Below are 15,867 nucleotides of genomic sequence, written 5' to 3' on the forward strand. Positions count from 1 at the left end.
ATGGCCGATATGATGCAATTCGACCTGGTGTCGCCCGAACGGAAGCTGGCTTCCGTTCAGGCGCGCGAGGTTCGCATTCCGGGCGCCGATGGCGACCTGACCGCGATGCCGGGCCATGCGCCGCTGATCACGACGCTTCGTCCGGGCCTGCTGACGGTGGTCGGCAGCGACGGCACCGCCGATTATGCGGTGACGGGCGGTTTTGCCGAGATCGGCCCCGAAGGGGTGACCGTTCTGGCCGAACGCGCGCTGCCGAAATCCGAGCTGAGCGCGGTGATCCACGCCGAGATGGTCGAACAGGCCCGCGCGGCAAAGGAAAAGGCGCCCTCGGACGCCGTGGACGCCGCCGCCAAGCTTCTGGCGGATATGGAGGCCCTTGGCACCCATATGGGGATCTGACCCGCCTGGCGTTACTGCCTTGAATAGGCCCCGGCATCAGCCGGGGCTTTTTTCTTTTACGCGGCGGGGTTACATCTTTTGACAGGAGGCGGCATGCAGCGGTTCACCAGTCATAGTGTCGGGGTCGATCACGGCTCTCTCGTGCTGTTCTCGGACTTCCAGGACGGCGGCGCGATGTGGACGGGCGAGGGGCCGCGCCTGTTGCGCCGCAAGGTCGCCTTCTCGGGGTCGTTCCTGGCGCCGCCGGTCGTGCAGGTCTCGTTGTCGATGTGGGATCTTGACAGGAAGCATAACGGACGGGTGGACATTTCCGCCGATGCGATCACGGCGGCGGGGTTCGAGATCGTGTTCCGCACCTGGGGCGATACGCGCGTGGCGCGGGTGCGCGCCGACTGGCTGGCGATCGGCGCGCTTGCCAATGAGGATGACTGGGAAATCCGCTAGCCGAGGTAGTCGTCGATCACCGCGCGCGCGCCGCGCGCCCAGATCGCGGAGAGCGTCTGCCCGAAGGCCTTGGACAGCCCATTGTTCTGCCCCAGATCGCCATAGATTTCAGGCATTTCCAGCCAGGCTTCGGGGCGTTCGCGTGCCCGCCGGGCCTGCGCCTGCAAGCGCTCCCAGCTGGGATCGTTCGGCGCGATGGCAGCCCCCGCCTCGGTCGTGCCGTAGCAATAGCGGCACCAGAGCGCAGAGGACAGGATCAGGCCCGGCGCCGGCGCCCCCGCCGCAAGCCTGTCGCGGATCGAGGGGATGATGAATTTCGGCTGCCGGTTCGATCCGTCAAGGCACAGCCGGCGCACCGTATCGGCCACTTCGGGGTTCGAGAAACGCTCGATGATGAGCGCCTTGTAGTCGTTGAGGTCCTGTCCGGGCACGGGCGGCACGATGGGCAACACCTCGGTGCTGAGCACCTTGTCGAGAAAGGCACGGATCTGCGCATCAGCCATCGCCTCGTGCACATGCTCGATCCCGGCCAGCCCGCCGGGATAGGCGATGATCGCATGCCCGCCGTTGAGGATGCGGATCTTCATCGTCTCGAAGCGGTCGACATGGGGGGTGAAGGTCACGCCCACCTTTTCCAGCGCGGGCCGGCCGGCGGGGAAGTTGTCCTCCATGACCCATTGGCGGAAGGGTTCGCAGGTCACGGGGGCCGCGTCCTCAAGCCCGAGCGCGGCCGCCATGGCGCGTTCGCGCGGGCCGGTGGCGGGGGTGATGCGGTCCACCATCGAGTTCGGAAAGGCCACATGGGCGGTGATCCAGTCGGCCAGTCCGGGGTCCGACAGGCGGCACAGGCCGGTCACCGCATCGCGCGTGACATGGCCGTTATGCGGGACGTTGTCGCAGCACATCACCGTGAAGGGGGCGATGCCCGCCGCGCGCCGGGCCTTCAAGGCGGCAATGATCGCGCCGAAGGCGGTGCCGGGGCTGTCGGGATTGGCCGCATCCGCGCGGATTTCGGGATGGTCGGGGCTGAAGGTGCCGGTCTTGGGGTCGATGAAATAGCCCCCTTCTGTCACCGTCAGCGAGACGATGCGGATCGCCGGGTCCGACATCGCGGCGATCAGCGCGGCATTGTCGGGCGCCACCTCGACAAAGCCGGTCATCGCGCCGATCACGCGGGCGGAATGCGCGCCGGGGGCCAGCTCGATCACGCTTGAAAGATAGTCCTGCGCGCCAAGGGCCGCGCGCATCGCCGCATCGCCCGCCCGCACGCCCGCGCCCAGCAGGGCCCAGTCCTGTCCCTCGCCAAGGTTGAACAGATCGTCAAGGTAGACGGCCTGATGCGCGCGGTGGAAATTGCCGCAGCCGATATGCACGATGCCGGGTGTCAGGCCCGCGCGGTCATAGCGGGGGCGGGCGATCCGGCCGGGCAGGCCGGCAAGCGTGGCGTTCGAAAGTTTCATCTCAGCTCATCCAGTTCCCGCCGTCGACATTGTAGGTTTGCGCGACGATGTAATCGGCCTCGGACGAGGCCAGGAAAACGGCCATGCCGGTCAGGTCTGCCGCGGTGCCCATGCGGCCGTAAGGGACTGCCTGGCCGACCTGGCGTTTCTTTTCGCCGGGGGCGAGGCCCTCGTGGCGCGCGAAAAGCGCATCGACCCCGTCCCAGTGATCGCCTTCGACCACGCCCGGCGCGATGGCGTTCACGTTGATGCCATGCGCGATGAGGTTCAGCCCCGCCGATTGCGTCAGGCTGATGACGGCGGCCTTGGTCGCGCAATAGACGGCCACCAGCGCCTCGCCGCGCCGCCCGGCCTGGCTGGCCATGTTGATGATCTTGCCGCCGCGGCCCTGCGCGATCATTAGCCGCGCGGCGGCCTGAAGCGTGAACAGCGTGCCCGCCACGTTGATCGAGAACAGCCGGTCATAGCTGTCGCGGGTGATCCCGACGATCGGGGCCAGATCGAAAACGGCGGCGTTGTTGACCAGGATGTCGATGCCGCCGGTGGCCTCCATATGGGCGAAGGCGCTGTCGATGCTGTCCTGCCGCGTCACGTCAAGCGCGACGGCGGTGGCGCCGATGCGTGCGGCGGCGGCCTCGGCCGCGGCGGTGTTCACATCGCCGATCATCACCTCGGCGCCTTCGCGCAGATAGGCCTCGGCAAAGGCCAGCCCGATGCCGCGCGCCGCCCCGGTGATCAAAGCGCGTTTGCCCCGAAGTCTCATCTGATGGCCAGCCCCTGCGCGTCGAAGCGGTGCAGTTGCGCAAGGTCCGGGGTCAGGAACACCGTGTCGCCATGGTGCAGGTTGACCTCGCCCCCGCCGCGCACGTTGATCAGCCCGTGATCGGTGTTCACATGCAGGAACGTGTCCGAGCCGAGATGCTCCGAAACCCCGACCGTGCCCTTCCACATCCCCTCGGTGCTTGAAATGGCGATATGTTCGGGGCGGATGCCGATGGCGTCGGCGCCGTGCCGCGCGGCCTCGGCCCCGTCGATGAAGTTCATCTTGGGGCTGCCGATGAAGCCCGCGACAAAGCGGTTGGCCGGCGTGCGGTAAAGTTCCAGCGGGCTGCCCACCTGTTCGATCCGGCCGGCATGCAGCACCACGATCTTGTCGGCCATGGTCATCGCCTCGACTTGGTCGTGGGTGACGTAGATCATCGTGGTCTTGAGGGTCTGGTGCAGTTCGGAAATCTCGAGGCGCATGTTCACGCGCAGCGCGGCGTCAAGGTTGGAAAGCGGCTCGTCGAACAGGAAGGCCGCGGGTTCGCGCACGATGGCGCGCCCGATCGCCACGCGCTGTCGCTGCCCGCCCGAAAGCTGGCCGGGGCGGCGCGAAAGATAGTCGGTCAGGTTCAGCACCTTGGCGGCACCGGCGACCTTGGCGTCGATCTGGTCCTGCGGCATGCCGGCCATCTTCAGCGGGAAGGCGATGTTGCGGCGCACCGACATGTGCGGGTAAAGCGCGTAGCTTTGGAACACCATCGCCAGCCCGCGTCTGGCCGGAGGCAGGGCGGTCGCGTCCTTGCCGTCGATCTCGATCATGCCGCCCGAGACATCCTCGAGCCCCGCGATCAGCCGCAGCAGCGTGGATTTCCCGCAGCCCGAGGGGCCGACGAAAACCACGAACTCGCCATCATTGATCTGCAAGTCCAGCGGCGGGATGACTTCGGCCTCGCCGAACCGTTTGGTGACGCCTTTGAGAGTGATCTGTCCCATGCTTTTTCCTTATTTCACGGCGCCGAAGGTCAGACCGCGCACCAGTTGTTTCTGCGAGAACCAGCCCATGATCAGGATCGGTGCGATGGCCAGCGTGCTGGCGGCAGAGAGTTTCGCGTAAAACAGCCCCTCCGGGCTTGAGTAGCTGGCGATGAAGGCGGTCAGGGGCGCGGCCTTCGCGGCGGTCAGGTTCAGCGTCCAGAAGGCCTCGTTCCAGGCCAGGATGATGTTGAGAAGCAGCGTCGAGGCAATGCCGGGCACCGCCATCGGCGTCAGCACATGGATGATTTCCGCGCGCAGCGAGGCGCCGTCCATGCGCGCGGCCTCGAGGATCTCGGAGGGGATTTCCTTGAAATAGGTGTAAAGCATCCACACCACGATCGGCAGGTTCATCAGCGTCAGCACGATCACAAGGCCGATGCGCGTATCCAGCAGCCCGAAATCGCGGAAGATCAGGTAGATCGGCACCAGAACGCCCACGGCGGGCATCATCTTGGTGGACAGCATCCACATCAGCACGTCCTTGGTGCGCCGGCCCGGCACGAAGGCCATGGCCCAGGCCGCCGGAATGGCGATGGCAAGCGCGCAAAGCGTGGAGCCGACCGAGATCACCACCGAGTTCCAGAAATGCCGGAAGTAGTTAGAACGCTCCTGCACGGTGAAATAGTTCTCAAGCGTCCAGTCGAAGAACAGGAACTTGGGCGGGCTTGCGATCGCGTCGCCCTCGGTCTTGAACGAGGTGAGGATGGTCCAGAGGATCGGGAAGAAGATCGCCAGCCCGATCCCCCAGGCCAGGACGGTCACGATGGCCTTGCGGCGGGTGGAAACTGCGCGTGCCATGGGTCAGGCCTCCAGGTTCTTGCCGATCATCCGCATCAGGAAGATCGCAACGATATTGGCCAGAACCACCGCAACGATGCCGCCCGCGGCCCCGCCGCCCACGTCGAATTGCAGAAGGGACTGCACATAGACAAGGTAGGTCAGCGTGGTCGACGCCGTTCCCGGCCCGCCATTCGTCGTCACGAGGATCTCGGCGAAGGTCGACAGAAGGAAGATGGTCTGGATCAGGATCACCACGGTCGCGGCACGGGCAAGGTGCGGCAGCATGATGTGGATGAAGCGCGAGACATGCCCGGCGCCGTCCATCTCGGCCGCTTCAAGCTGCTCGCTGTCAAGGCTTTGCAGCGCGGTCAGCAGGATCAGCGTGGCGAAGGGCAGCCATTGCCAGGCGACGATCAGGATGATCGAGGCCAGTGGCGCCTGCGACAGAAAGTCGAAAGGCTGCATTCCCAACGCCTTGGCCAGATAGGCGAAAAGGCCGTTCACCGGGTTCATGAACATGTTCTTCCACACCAGCGCCGAAACGGTCGGCATGACGAAGAACGGGGCGATCACCAGAACCCGCACGATGCCCTGGCCCCAGAACGGCTGGTCCAGCAAAAGCGCAAGCGCCATGCCGCCCACGACCGTGATGACCAGCACCCCCCCCACAAGCAGAAGCGTGTTCTTCAGCGCCGCGAAGAAGGCGGGGTCGGTCAGGAAGTAGCGGTAGTTCGTCAGGCCCGTGAACTCTTCCATGCCGGGCATCAGCAGGTTGTAGCGCTGAAGCGAGAACCAGAAGGTCATGCCAAGCGGCACGATCATCCAGGCCAGCAAAAGCAGGACCGCGGGGGATATCATCAGGCGCGCGGCGGCGCGTGAGGCTTGCGTGGCCATACGGGATCTCCTGACGGGGTGGAAAGGGCAGGGCGGTATGCAGGCCGCCCTGCCAGTCGGGGAGGAATGCGGTTACTTGATGTAACCGGCCTTCGTCATTTCACGCGTGGTCAGGTCCTGCGCGTTCTTCAGCGCATCCTCGGCCGAGGTGGTTCCCGCAAGCGCCGCCGAGAACTGTTGCCCGACCGCGGTGCCGATGCCCTGGAACTCGGGGATGGCCACGAACTGCACGCCGACATAGGGCACCGGGTCGACCGTCGGCTGCGTCGGGTCGGCCGCGTTGATGCTTTCCAGCGTCATCTGGGCGAAGGGCACCTTCTGATATTCGGCATTCTCGTAAAGCGAGGTGCGCGTGCCCGGCGGCACGTTGGCCCAGCCCTCTTTCTCGGCCACCAGCGCAAGATATTCCTTCGAGGTCGCCCATTCGACGAATTTCAGCGCCGCGTCGGCCTTTTGCGTGCCCGCGGGGATGCCCAGGCTCCAGGCCCAAAGCCAGTTGCCGCGCTTTCCAAGGCCCTTGTCGGGCGCGAGGGCGAAGCCCACCTTGTCGGCCACGGTGGAATCGGTGGGGTTGGTGACGAAAGAGGCCGCGACCGTGGCGTCGATCCACATGCCGCATTTGCCCTGCTGGAACAGCGCGAGGTTTTCGTTGAAGCCGCTATTGGCCGCGCCCGGCGGGCCGTATTCGTTCATCAGCTCCAGATAGTCGGTCAGGGTCGCCTTCCAGGCCTCGCCGTCGAATTGCGGCTTCCACTCCATGTCGAACCACTTGGCGCCATAGCTGTTGGCCATGGCCGACAGGAAGGCCATGTTCTCGCCCCAGCCGGCCTTGCCACGCAGGCAGATGCCGTAGATCTCGGCGCCCTTGTCGGTCATGGCTGCGGCGGCGGTCTTGATCTCGTCCCAGGTGGGGGCGTCGGGCATGCTCAGCCCGGCCTTTTCCATCAGGTCGGTGCGATACATCACCATCGAGGATTCGCCGTAGAACGGGGCGGCGAAAAGCTGGCCGTCGACCGTCAGCCCGCCCCGGATCGCGGGCAGCAGATCGTCGACGTCATATTCCGCCGAAAGCCCTTCAAGCGGCATCAGCCAGCCCTGCTTGCCCCAGATCGGAACCTCGTAGGTGCCGATGGTCATCACGTCATACTGGCCGCCCTTGGTGGCGATGTCGGTGGTCACGCGCTGGCGCAGGACGTTTTCTTCAAGTGTCACCCATTCGACGTCGATATCGGGGTGCTTAGCCTTGAAGGCATCCATCAGGCCCTGCATGCGGATCATGTCGCCATTGTTCACGGTGGCGACGGTGATGGTTTCGGCCGTGGCGGCGCCTGCAATGGCCCCGACGGCGCAGGCGCCAAGAAGCGCCGCAAACTTGAGTTTCATGTCTTCCTCCCAATGGTATGAGCAAATGCCCAACCAATGGGAAAATACTCACTTAACCCCGTAAGTGAGTCAACGACAAATTTTGTCGGGCCTTAAGCGGGCCATCCTGAAGGGGAATTAATCCAGGAGCGCGCGGGCGGTGCGTTCGTCCGTGATCAGGCCGTTGATCAGCCGGCCGGCAAGCGCGCCGCGAATCGCCGGCACCTTGGTGGGGCCGGCGGCGATGCCGATCACCGGGGCGCTGCGCCCGGCCTCGATCCGCACCGACCCGATCAGCGAGGTCGTCTCGGTTTCGATATATTGCCCGGCGCTGTCGAAGACGCCGCCCACGATCTCGCCCACCGCGCCGGCCTGCTGCATCTCCAGAAGCTGGTCGCGGGTGATGAAGCCGTCCAGGAACAGCGGCGCGTCCTTGCCCATCTGCCCGATGCCGACGAAGGTGGCATCCGCGCCGCTGGCAAGGCTGAGGACCGATTGCACCGGGCGCAAGGCGTTGAACAGCGCGCGCTCGGCCGGGGTTTCGCTGATGACGGGGACCAGCATCGGGTAATGCGGCACCTTCAGCTTGTCCGAGATACGCATGATCACGTCGTAGAAGCTGGCCGATCCGTCCGGGGCGATATTGCCGATCAGCGAGACGACCTTGTGCTGGCTTGCCGGTTGGGGGGCCAGCTCCTCGACCATCGCGCTTAGTGCGCGGCCGGTCCCGAAGGCGATCACCTGCGGCTCGGCGCGCGCAAGGAAGCGTTCAAGCAGCGTTGCCGCGATCGGGGCGGTGGCGCGGGCAGGGTCGATGCCCTCGGCCAGGGCCGGGGCGACGCGGCACCGGCTTAGCCCGAAGCGCCGGGTCAGCGCGGCCTCGAGTTCCAGACAGGCGCTGATGCGATGCTCCAGCCGCACATGCACCAGCCCGTCGGCGGTGGCGCGGCTGACCAGCCGCTGCGCCCGCTGGCGCGAAACGCCAAGCTCGGTGGCGATTTGGTCCTGCGTCATGCCGCCGACATAATAGAGCCACCCTGCGCGGGCGGCCTCGTCTTGCAGGCTCGGCTCGGTTTCGGCCATCCGGTTCACGACACTGATTGCTTCAGACCCGGATCAATCTGGAAGATTTCCCCGAAAGTTGCAAATGTGCGGTGCGGCCGGCTGCCTTCGGGTGCGGTCAGATCGCGCCCGGCAAGGTGGCTTCCGCCGGTGAAACGCCAGACCGTCATGCCCGCGGCAAGCCCCGCGCGGATGCCGTTCAGGCTGTCTTCGATGACAAGGCAGCGGGCAGGGGCGACGCCCATCGCCTGCGCGGCCAGCAGGAAAAGGTCGGGGGCGGGCTTGCCCTGCGCGACCTGGCTGGCCGTGAACAGCCGCGCGCCGACACGGCCGGCAAGACCGGCGATCTGCAACGAGCGTTCGGCCCGCGGGCGGCTGGACGAGGTTGCCACGCACCACGGCACCGAAAGGCGGTCGAGCACCTCCACCGCGCCCGGCATCACCTGCAACCCCGCCTCGAACGCCTGCAACAGGCGCGTGCGATACTGCATCTCGAACGCGGCGGGCAGATCCAGCCCGAATTCCTTGCGGATCTGCTGCATCACGGTCGGATAGCTGCGGCCCAGAAAGTGCCGCGCGACATAATCGAGGTCGATCCGCACCCCAAGGCGCGCGAGTTCCTTCACCAGCATTCGGGCAGAGATGATCTCGGAATCGATCAGCACGCCGTCGCAGTCGAATATGATCAGATCGAACATTTCCTGCCCGCCTTGGCCGATATTCCGGGGATATATTGCATATTTCCAACCTTCATGCGGTTCGCGTGCGGCCCCCTTTGTCCCCAAGGCTACTGCCTTCGCGGGCAAAGAAAAAGGGCGCCCGAAGGCGCCCTTTCCCGTCATGCCTGTGGCAATGGCTTACATCATGCCGCCCATGCCGCCCATGTCGGGCATGCCGCCCGCGGCGGGCTTCGGCTCGGGCTTTTCGGCCACCATCGCTTCGGTGGTGATCAGCAGGCCCGCAATCGAGGCCGCATCTTCCAGCGCGGTGCGCGTGACCTTGGCCGGGTCGATGACGCCGAACTTGAACAAGTCGCCATATTCCTCGGTCTGGGCGTTGAAGCCGAAGGTCAGGTCGGCCGACTCGCGGATCTTGCCGGCCACGACGGCGCCGTCGACACCGGCGTTCTCGGCGATCTGGCGCAGCGGGGCTTCCAGCGCGCGGCGCACGATGGCGATGCCCGCTTCCTGGTCCGAGTTCGCGCCTTTCAGGCCTTCGAGCGATTTGCCGGCCTGAACCAGCGCCACGCCGCCGCCCACGACGATGCCTTCCTGAACGGCCGCGCGGGTTGCGTTCAGCGCGTCATCGACACGGTCCTTGCGCTCTTTCACTTCGGTCTCGGTCATGCCGCCGACGCGGATCACGGCAACGCCGCCGGCAAGTTTCGCCACGCGCTCTTGCAGCTTCTCGCGGTCGTAATCCGAGGTGGTTTCCTCGACCTGGGTGCGGATCTGGGCGACGCGCGCCTCGATCTCGGCCTTGTCACCGGCACCGTCGACGATCGTGGTGTTGTCCTTGGTGATCGAGACTTTCTTGGCCGAACCCAGCATGTCCATGCCGACATTCTCAAGCTTCATGCCCAGATCTTCCGAGATCACCTGGCCGCCGGTCAGGATCGCGATGTCCTGCAGCATGGCCTTGCGGCGATCGCCGAAGCCCGGCGCCTTCACTGCGGCGATCTTCAGGCCGCCCCGCAGCTTGTTCACCACGAGGGTGGCAAGCGCTTCGCCTTCCACGTCCTCGGCGATGATCAGCAGCGGCTTTTGCGACTGGATCACGGCTTCGAGCAGCGGCACCATCGGTTGCAGCGACGAAAGTTTCTTTTCGTGCAGCAGGATGAGGCAGTCTTCCAGATCCGCGACCATCTTGTCGGGGTTGGTCACGAAGTAGGGCGACAGGTAGCCGCGGTCGAACTGCATGCCTTCGACGACTTCGACTTCGGTCTCCATGCCCTTGTTTTCTTCGACAGTGATCACACCCTCGTTGCCGACCTTCTGCATCGCGTCCGCGATCTGGCGGCCGATGAAGGCTTCGCCGTTGGCCGAGATGGTGCCGACCTGCGCAACCTCGTCGCTGTCCTTGACCGGACGCGCCGCGGCCTTGATCGTCTCGACCACTTTCGAGGTGGCCAGGTCGACGCCGCGCTTGAGGTCCATCGGGTTCATGCCCGCGGCCACGGCCTTCAGGCCTTCCTTGATGATCGCCTGCGCAAGCACGGTCGCGGTGGTGGTGCCGTCGCCGGCCTCGTCATTGGTGCGCGAGGCGACTTCTTTCACCATCTGCGCGCCCATGTTCTCGAACTTGTCCGAAAGTTCGATTTCCTTGGCGACCGACACACCGTCCTTGGTGATGCGGGGCGACCCGAAGGATTTTTCGATCACCACGTTGCGGCCTTTCGGGCCGAGCGTGACCTTGACCGCATCGGCGAGGATGTTCACGCCCTTGAGCATGCGATCGCGGGCATCGGTCGAGAATTTGACGTCCTTGGCTGCCATATCATTGGCTCCTGTCTGTCTGTAATTGCGTTGGAAAAGGGCTCAGGGGGACGGCGTTCAGCCGATGATCCCCATGATGTCGCCTTCTTTCATGATCAGCAGTTCTTCGCCGTCCAGCGTCACTTCGGTGCCCGACCATTTGCCGAACAGAACGCGGTCGCCTGCCTTGACGCTCGGTGCGATCAGCTCGCCCGAATCCTTGCGTGCGCCTTCGCCAACGGCGACAACTTCGCCCTCGGCGGGTTTTTCCTTGGCGCTATCGGGGATGATAAGCCCGCCCTTGGTCTTTTCGTCGCTCTGGACGCGGCGAACCAGCACACGGTCATGCAGCGGTTTGAAAGCCATCTGGTAACACTCCCTTAGGTTCCAGGTTCAATGAGATTAGCACTCATCCTCGGTGAGTGCTAACGGCAGGAGAGTTAGGCAGACCCGGCGCGGCTGTCAACGGCCCCGCGCAGAAAAAAATCATCCCTTGGCCCTGCCGGGCGGGCATGGCAGCTTGGGGCCGGAAAAAGCCGGAGGTCTTCATGCTGCGCTGGGTTCTGCTGTTTGCGCTTCTTCTTGTCAGCCCGGCCGCGCGGGCGGCCTGCGCGGGCGAGAACCTGTTCGATCGGCTTGATGCGCAGACCCGTATCGCGCTGCGTGTGCGTGCGGATGTGGCCCCCTTCGCGCGCGGGCTGGTCTGGCGCGCGACGCGGGGCGATCAGGTGCTGACGCTGGTGGGAACCTATCATTTCGACGATCCGCGCCACGCCGCGCTGCGCCGGACCGTCACGCCGCTTCTGCGCGATGCCGCGCTGCTTCTGGTCGAGGCCGGCCCCGAGGAAGAGGCCGCGCTGATAGCCGAGATCGCGCAAAATCCCGAGGCGGTGTTCGAAACCGGCCCGACCCTGCCCGAGCGGATGGAGGAAGCGGACTGGAAGCGGTTGTCCGCAGCGACCGCCGAGCGCGGCATCCCCGGTTTTCTGGCCGCGAAGATGAAGCCCTGGTATCTGGCGATGACGCTTTCGATGTCGCCCTGCGCGATGGCCGAGACCGCCAAGGGCGTGCGGGGGCTGGACGGGCAGGTGATCGCGCTTGCCCAGGCGCAGGGCCTGCCGATCCGCGCGCTTGAACCCTATGACACCGTGCTCGGGCTGTTCGCCCGGATCCCCGACGAGGATCAGATCAACATGATCCTGGCCGCGCTTGCCACGACCGGCATGGCCGACGACTATACCCGCACCCTTGCCGACGCCTATTTCGACGAGGAGCCCCGCCTGATCTGGGAATTCACGAAACACGAGACCGAGCGCCATTCCGGCCTGTCCCCCGAAGAGGCCGCCGCGCAGATGGAACTGACCGAAGACCTTCTGATGACGCAGCGCAACATCGCCTGGCTTGCGGTGATCGAAGAGGCGCTGGACAGCGGCCCCGTGGTTCTTGCGGCCGGGGCGCTGCACCTGCCGGGCAGGACCGGGCTTCTGGCGCTTTTGCAAGAGCGGGGCTTTGCGCTGGAACGGCTGCCGCTTGCCAGACCCTGAGCGGTGCGGCGGGCGCGAATTCCTGCAGCCCACGGGATGACAAGCCCCGCGCCACGGCCTATAACCCGCGCGAAACACACCCATCCCGAGGTTCTCATGACGATCAAGGTTTTCGGCCACAAATCCCCCGATACCGATTCCACCGGCTCGCCCATCATCTGGGCGTGGTATCTGAGCGAGATCAAAGGCACGCCGGCCGAACCCGCCCTGCTGGGCGAGCCGAATACCGAAGCGGCCTTCGTGCTGAAGCGCTGGAACCTGCCCAAGCCGCAGATCATCGCCGATGTCGCGGCGGGTGAGGCCTGCGTCGTCGTGGATACCAACAACGTGGCCGAGCTGCCCGCCTCGATCAACGAGGCCAATGTCATCCAGGTGATCGACCACCACCTGCTGGCGGGCGGGCTGAAGACCAAGGGTCCGATCGACATCACCATCCGGCCGCTGGCCTGCACCGCCACCATCATGCACGACCTGATGGGCGCCGATGCCGCGAAGATGCCCGAGGCGGTCAAGGGCGCGATGCTGTCGTGCATCCTGTCCGACACGCTGGAATTCCGCAGCCCCACCACCACCGCGCATGACCGCGCCGTGGCCGAGGATCTGGCCGCGCAGCTCGGGATCTCGATCCCCGGCTATGCCGAAGAGCTGTTCGCCGCGAAATCCGATGTCTCGGCCTTTGCCGATGCCGATCTTCTGCGCATGGACAGCAAGGAATACGAGGTGGCCGGCAAGCAGCTTCGCGTGAGCGTGCTGGAAACCACCGCGCCCAAGGTGCTGCTGGAGCGCAAGGCCGCGCTGATGGCCGCCATGCCGGGCGTCGCGGCCGAGGACGGCGCGGATCAGGTGCTTTTGTTCATCGTCGACATCCTGAACGAAGAGGCCACGCTTCTGGTGCCCAACGATCTGGTGAAGCAGATCGCCGAAGCCTCGTTCCCCTGCAAGGTTGCGGGTGACAGCGTGGTCCTTCCGGGCATCATGAGCCGCAAGAAGCAGATCATTCCGGCGCTGAAACTCTGACCGGCGGGCGGGGGAAGGGGCATCGAGCCCCGCCCCCCGCCACGCGCTTTCGCGCGTATCGGCGGATGCTGCGCCGTCACGATACGCATCCCGGCCGCAGCAACAGGGTAGCAACAGGGTTGGCTTCGATGACGCAACTGATCGCCTCGCTTTCCGAAATCTCGGGCCGTTATGACGCGCTTTTCTGCGATCTGTGGGGATGCCTGCACAATGGCGTGGCCCCGTTTCCCGGCGCGGTTGCCGCATTGCGGGCGTTCCGCGCGGCGGGCGGGAAGGTCGTTTTGCTGACCAACGCGCCGCGCCCGGCGGCGGCGGTGGCGGCCGGGCTCGACCGTCTGGGGGTTCCGCGGGAGGCCTGGGATCTGATCGTGTCTTCGGGCGATGCGGCGCAGGATGCGATGTTCGCGGGCGCCGTGGGGCGCCGGGTCTGGCACCTTGGCCCCGAAAAGGACAGCGGCTTTTTCGACGACGTGCCAGCCGAATGGGCCGATGCGCCCCCGATCCGACGGGTCGCGCTGGACGAGGCCGAGGGCATCGTCTGCACCGGCCCCTTCGACGAGATCAACGAAGTGCCCGAGGATTACCGTCCGCAATTCCTGCTGGCCAAGACCCGCGGCCTGCCGATGCTTTGCGCCAATCCCGATATCGTGGTCGATCTTGGGCACCGGCGGATCTATTGCGCCGGCGCGCTTGCCGCGCTTTACGAGGAGATGGGCGGCACGGCGCTTTATTTCGGAAAGCCGCATCCCCCGATCTATGACCTTGCGCGCCGCCGCATGGCCGCGCTTGGCGGTGTGGATGACGGGCGCATCCTTGCGATCGGCGACGGGATCGCCACCGACATTGCCGGGGCCGCGGGCGAGGGGATCGACGCGCTGTTCGTGACCGGCGGGCTGGCCGCGGATCAGTTCGGCCCCGATCCCGCGCATCCCGAACCCGAGGCGCTGCGCGAATGGCTGAGCACCCGCCAGCAGGCGCCGCAATACGCGATCGCCTCTCTGCGCTGATTCGCTTCCATCCCCCGATTGCCGGAAAACGCAGGGCATCCGCGCGCAGCGGGGGCTTGGGGAATGGCGCGTTGCGCGGAGTCGGGCAAAACAGTGCGGCAATTTTGTTGCGCACATTGGCACCATTCGATACATATCTTGCGCGATGGCTTGCGCGATCCGTGCTGCATGTGCTATGCCGCAGTGCAACATAACTCTCTGGCAGGGACCCGATGACGATGCTCGACAACCTTCCCCGCGGCACGATCTGCATCGAAGATCTGGAAATCGGCATGGTGCGCTATCTGCGCAAGGAAGTGACCGACCGCGATATCGAGATGTTTGCCGAGGTGTCGACCGACCGCAATCCGGTGCATCTTGATGACGATTACGCGCAGGACACGATCTTCGAGGGCCGCATCGCGCATGGCATGCTGACCGCCGGGCTGATTTCGGCGGTGATCGGAGAGCAGCTTCCCGGCCACGGCACCGTCTATCTGGGGCAGTCGCTGAAATTCATGGCGCCGGTGCGGCCGGGCGATGTGGTCTATGCCGAGGCCAAGGTGACGGCAATCGACCATGCGCGCCGCCGTGTCACCCTTGAAACCCACTGCACGGTGGGCGATACGGTGGTGGTGAAAGGCGAGGCGCTGGTTCTGGCGCCCTCGCGCAAGTTCGACTGACCGGCGGTTCCCGCCGGCAAAGGCGGGAATGATGCAGATCTTTACCCATTGGCGGAGCCTTCCCGATGCTGCGCGTGGCGCCTCGGTGGCCATGGGGAATTTCGATGGCGTGCATCTGGGCCATCAGTCGGTGATCGACGCGGCGCGCGCGCATGCCCCCCTGGGCATCATCACCTTCGAGCCCCACCCGCGCGAGTTCTTTGCCCCCGGCGCGCCCGCCTTCCGGCTGATGAATGCCGAGGCGCGCGCGCACCGGATGGCGAAGCTGGGGGTGGAGCGGCTGTATGAGCTGCCTTTCGGTGCCGATCTGGCCGCCATGACGCCCGAGGAATTCGCCCGCATCGTGCTGTCCGAGGGGCTGGGGGTGTCCCATGTCACGGTGGGGCAGGATTTCTGCTTCGGTAAGGGGCGCGCAGGCGGGGTGGCGGATTTGCAGGCCTTCGGGGCGCGCTTCGGCTTCGGCGTCACCATCGCGCCGCTTCTGCATGTCGAGGGGGTCGAGATTTCCTCGACCGCGATCCGCAACGCGCTGTCCGAGGGGCGCCCGCGCGATGCCGCCGCCATGCTGGGCCATTGGCACCGCATCGAGGGTGCGGTGATCCACGGTGAAAAGCGCGGCCGGGAACTTGGCTTTCCCACCGCGAACATGGGCGTGCAGGGGCTGCACCTGCCGCGCCTTGGCGTCTATGCGGTGAAGGTGGATGTGATGGGCGGGCCGCAAGCGGGCAGCTATTCGGGCGCGGCCAGTCTTGGCGTGCGGCCGATGTTCGGCGACAACCTGCCCAATCTTGAAACCTATCTGTTCGATTTCGACGGCGATCTTTACGGCCAGCACCTCTCGGTCGCCTTCGTCGAATATCTGCGCCCCGAGATCGCCTTCGACGGCCTTCCCGCGCTGATGGCGCAGATCGCGCAGGATTGTGCCCGTGCGCGCGATGTGCTTTCCGCGCTCTGATCCCTGT

At 65.5% G+C, this 15,867-nt stretch carries 17 protein-coding genes; 7 read left to right on the plus strand and 10 right to left on the minus strand.

Annotated features, from left to right (window positions below; translation table 11 throughout):
- Positions 1–399 carry a F0F1 ATP synthase subunit epsilon gene (locus AC4PTO_RS05095; protein WP_492732518.1) on the plus strand — a complete coding sequence of 133 codons (399 nt, stop codon included), beginning with the start codon at positions 1–3 and terminating at the stop codon, positions 397–399.
- A 93-nt stretch (positions 400–492) separates the two neighbouring features.
- Positions 493–843, plus strand: coding sequence for an H-type lectin domain-containing protein (locus tag AC4PTO_RS05100; RefSeq protein ID WP_492732520.1), 351 nt, complete (start codon positions 493–495; stop codon positions 841–843).
- On the opposite strand, the gene AC4PTO_RS05105 is transcribed toward AC4PTO_RS05100, so the two are convergent.
- The 10 genes from AC4PTO_RS05105 to AC4PTO_RS05150 all read right to left on the minus strand — a co-directional run bounded on the left by AC4PTO_RS05105 (position 840) and on the right by AC4PTO_RS05150 (position 11,041).
- Positions 840–2,303 (minus strand): mannitol dehydrogenase family protein, encoded by a 1,464-nt coding sequence (locus AC4PTO_RS05105; RefSeq protein WP_492732522.1) that lies wholly within the window; start codon positions 2,301–2,303, stop codon positions 840–842. The genes AC4PTO_RS05100 and AC4PTO_RS05105 overlap by 4 nt on opposite strands.
- A 1-nt stretch (position 2,304) precedes the next feature.
- Positions 2,305–3,066, minus strand: coding sequence for an L-iditol 2-dehydrogenase (locus AC4PTO_RS05110; RefSeq protein ID WP_492732524.1), 762 nt, complete (start codon positions 3,064–3,066; stop codon positions 2,305–2,307).
- On the minus strand, positions 3,063–4,061 hold the full coding sequence (locus AC4PTO_RS05115) for an ABC transporter ATP-binding protein (protein WP_492732526.1): 999 nt from the start codon (positions 4,059–4,061) through the stop codon (positions 3,063–3,065). The genes AC4PTO_RS05110 and AC4PTO_RS05115 overlap by 4 nt, the downstream gene beginning before the upstream one ends.
- Before the next feature lie 9 nt (positions 4,062–4,070).
- Complete coding sequence (locus AC4PTO_RS05120) at positions 4,071–4,901, minus strand: carbohydrate ABC transporter permease (RefSeq protein WP_492732528.1); 831 nt, start codon at positions 4,899–4,901, stop codon at positions 4,071–4,073.
- A 3-nt stretch (positions 4,902–4,904) separates the two neighbouring features.
- On the minus strand, positions 4,905–5,777 hold the full coding sequence (locus AC4PTO_RS05125) for a carbohydrate ABC transporter permease (protein ID WP_492732530.1): 873 nt from the start codon (positions 5,775–5,777) through the stop codon (positions 4,905–4,907).
- A gap of 72 nt (positions 5,778–5,849) precedes the next feature.
- Entirely contained in the window at positions 5,850–7,160 is a 1,311-nt protein-coding gene (locus AC4PTO_RS05130; RefSeq protein WP_492732532.1) for an ABC transporter substrate-binding protein, read from the minus strand.
- Between the two features lie 117 nt (positions 7,161–7,277).
- Positions 7,278–8,222, minus strand: a complete 945-nt coding sequence (locus tag AC4PTO_RS05135; RefSeq protein WP_492733548.1) for a sugar-binding transcriptional regulator — start codon at positions 8,220–8,222, stop codon at positions 7,278–7,280.
- A 5-nt stretch (positions 8,223–8,227) separates the two neighbouring features.
- Positions 8,228–8,899 (minus strand): HAD family hydrolase, encoded by a 672-nt coding sequence (locus AC4PTO_RS05140; RefSeq protein ID WP_492732534.1) that lies wholly within the window; start codon positions 8,897–8,899, stop codon positions 8,228–8,230.
- Between the two features lie 159 nt (positions 8,900–9,058).
- Positions 9,059–10,696 (minus strand): chaperonin GroEL, encoded by a 1,638-nt coding sequence (groL, locus tag AC4PTO_RS05145; RefSeq protein ID WP_492732536.1) that lies wholly within the window; start codon positions 10,694–10,696, stop codon positions 9,059–9,061.
- 57 nt (positions 10,697–10,753) lie between these two features.
- Complete coding sequence (locus AC4PTO_RS05150; RefSeq protein WP_492732538.1) at positions 10,754–11,041, minus strand: co-chaperone GroES; 288 nt, start codon at positions 11,039–11,041, stop codon at positions 10,754–10,756.
- Between the two features lie 182 nt (positions 11,042–11,223).
- On the opposite strand from AC4PTO_RS05150, the gene AC4PTO_RS05155 reads away from it, so the two are divergent.
- From AC4PTO_RS05155 to AC4PTO_RS05175, 5 genes are all read left to right on the plus strand, one after another.
- Positions 11,224–12,219 carry a TraB/GumN family protein gene (locus tag AC4PTO_RS05155; RefSeq protein WP_492732540.1) on the plus strand — a complete coding sequence of 332 codons (996 nt, stop codon included), beginning with the start codon at positions 11,224–11,226 and terminating at the stop codon, positions 12,217–12,219.
- Between the two features lie 96 nt (positions 12,220–12,315).
- Positions 12,316–13,236, plus strand: coding sequence for a manganese-dependent inorganic pyrophosphatase (locus tag AC4PTO_RS05160; RefSeq protein ID WP_492732542.1), 921 nt, complete (start codon positions 12,316–12,318; stop codon positions 13,234–13,236).
- 128 nt (positions 13,237–13,364) lie between these two features.
- The gene (locus AC4PTO_RS05165) at positions 13,365–14,243 is read left to right on the plus strand and encodes a TIGR01459 family HAD-type hydrolase (RefSeq protein WP_492732544.1); all 879 of its coding nucleotides are present in this window, start codon (positions 13,365–13,367) and stop codon (positions 14,241–14,243) included.
- A gap of 218 nt (positions 14,244–14,461) precedes the next feature.
- Positions 14,462–14,905 carry a MaoC family dehydratase gene (locus AC4PTO_RS05170; protein ID WP_492733550.1) on the plus strand — a complete coding sequence of 148 codons (444 nt, stop codon included), beginning with the start codon at positions 14,462–14,464 and terminating at the stop codon, positions 14,903–14,905.
- Positions 14,906–14,936: 31 nt separating this feature from the next.
- Positions 14,937–15,860, plus strand: coding sequence for a bifunctional riboflavin kinase/FAD synthetase (locus AC4PTO_RS05175; protein ID WP_492733551.1), 924 nt, complete (start codon positions 14,937–14,939; stop codon positions 15,858–15,860).
- Positions 15,861–15,867: the final 7 nt, after the last annotated feature.

The organism is Rhodobacter maritimus, from assembly GCF_058747975.1.

Bases quoted from the DNA above. Each gene is read 5' to 3' on its own strand.
- AC4PTO_RS05095 (WP_492732518.1), top strand. From the start codon at position 1: ATGGCCGATATGATGCAATTCGACCTGGTGTCGCCCGAACGGAAGCTG.
- AC4PTO_RS05100 (WP_492732520.1), top strand. From the start codon at position 493: ATGCAGCGGTTCACCAGTCATAGTGTCGGGGTCGATCACGGCTCTCTC.
- AC4PTO_RS05105 (WP_492732522.1), bottom strand. From the start codon at position 2,303: ATGAAACTTTCGAACGCCACGCTTGCCGGCCTGCCCGGCCGGATCGCC.
- AC4PTO_RS05110 (WP_492732524.1), bottom strand. From the start codon at position 3,066: ATGAGACTTCGGGGCAAACGCGCTTTGATCACCGGGGCGGCGCGCGGC.
- AC4PTO_RS05115 (WP_492732526.1), bottom strand. From the start codon at position 4,061: ATGGGACAGATCACTCTCAAAGGCGTCACCAAACGGTTCGGCGAGGCC.
- AC4PTO_RS05120 (WP_492732528.1), bottom strand. From the start codon at position 4,901: ATGGCACGCGCAGTTTCCACCCGCCGCAAGGCCATCGTGACCGTCCTG.
- AC4PTO_RS05125 (WP_492732530.1), bottom strand. From the start codon at position 5,777: ATGGCCACGCAAGCCTCACGCGCCGCCGCGCGCCTGATGATATCCCCC.
- AC4PTO_RS05130 (WP_492732532.1), bottom strand. From the start codon at position 7,160: ATGAAACTCAAGTTTGCGGCGCTTCTTGGCGCCTGCGCCGTCGGGGCC.
- AC4PTO_RS05135 (WP_492733548.1), bottom strand. From the start codon at position 8,222: ATGGCCGAAACCGAGCCGAGCCTGCAAGACGAGGCCGCCCGCGCAGGG.
- AC4PTO_RS05140 (WP_492732534.1), bottom strand. From the start codon at position 8,899: ATGTTCGATCTGATCATATTCGACTGCGACGGCGTGCTGATCGATTCC.
- groL (WP_492732536.1), bottom strand. From the start codon at position 10,696: ATGGCAGCCAAGGACGTCAAATTCTCGACCGATGCCCGCGATCGCATG.
- AC4PTO_RS05150 (WP_492732538.1), bottom strand. From the start codon at position 11,041: ATGGCTTTCAAACCGCTGCATGACCGTGTGCTGGTTCGCCGCGTCCAG.
- AC4PTO_RS05155 (WP_492732540.1), top strand. From the start codon at position 11,224: ATGCTGCGCTGGGTTCTGCTGTTTGCGCTTCTTCTTGTCAGCCCGGCC.
- AC4PTO_RS05160 (WP_492732542.1), top strand. From the start codon at position 12,316: ATGACGATCAAGGTTTTCGGCCACAAATCCCCCGATACCGATTCCACC.
- AC4PTO_RS05165 (WP_492732544.1), top strand. From the start codon at position 13,365: ATGACGCAACTGATCGCCTCGCTTTCCGAAATCTCGGGCCGTTATGAC.
- AC4PTO_RS05170 (WP_492733550.1), top strand. From the start codon at position 14,462: ATGCTCGACAACCTTCCCCGCGGCACGATCTGCATCGAAGATCTGGAA.
- AC4PTO_RS05175 (WP_492733551.1), top strand. From the start codon at position 14,937: ATGCAGATCTTTACCCATTGGCGGAGCCTTCCCGATGCTGCGCGTGGC.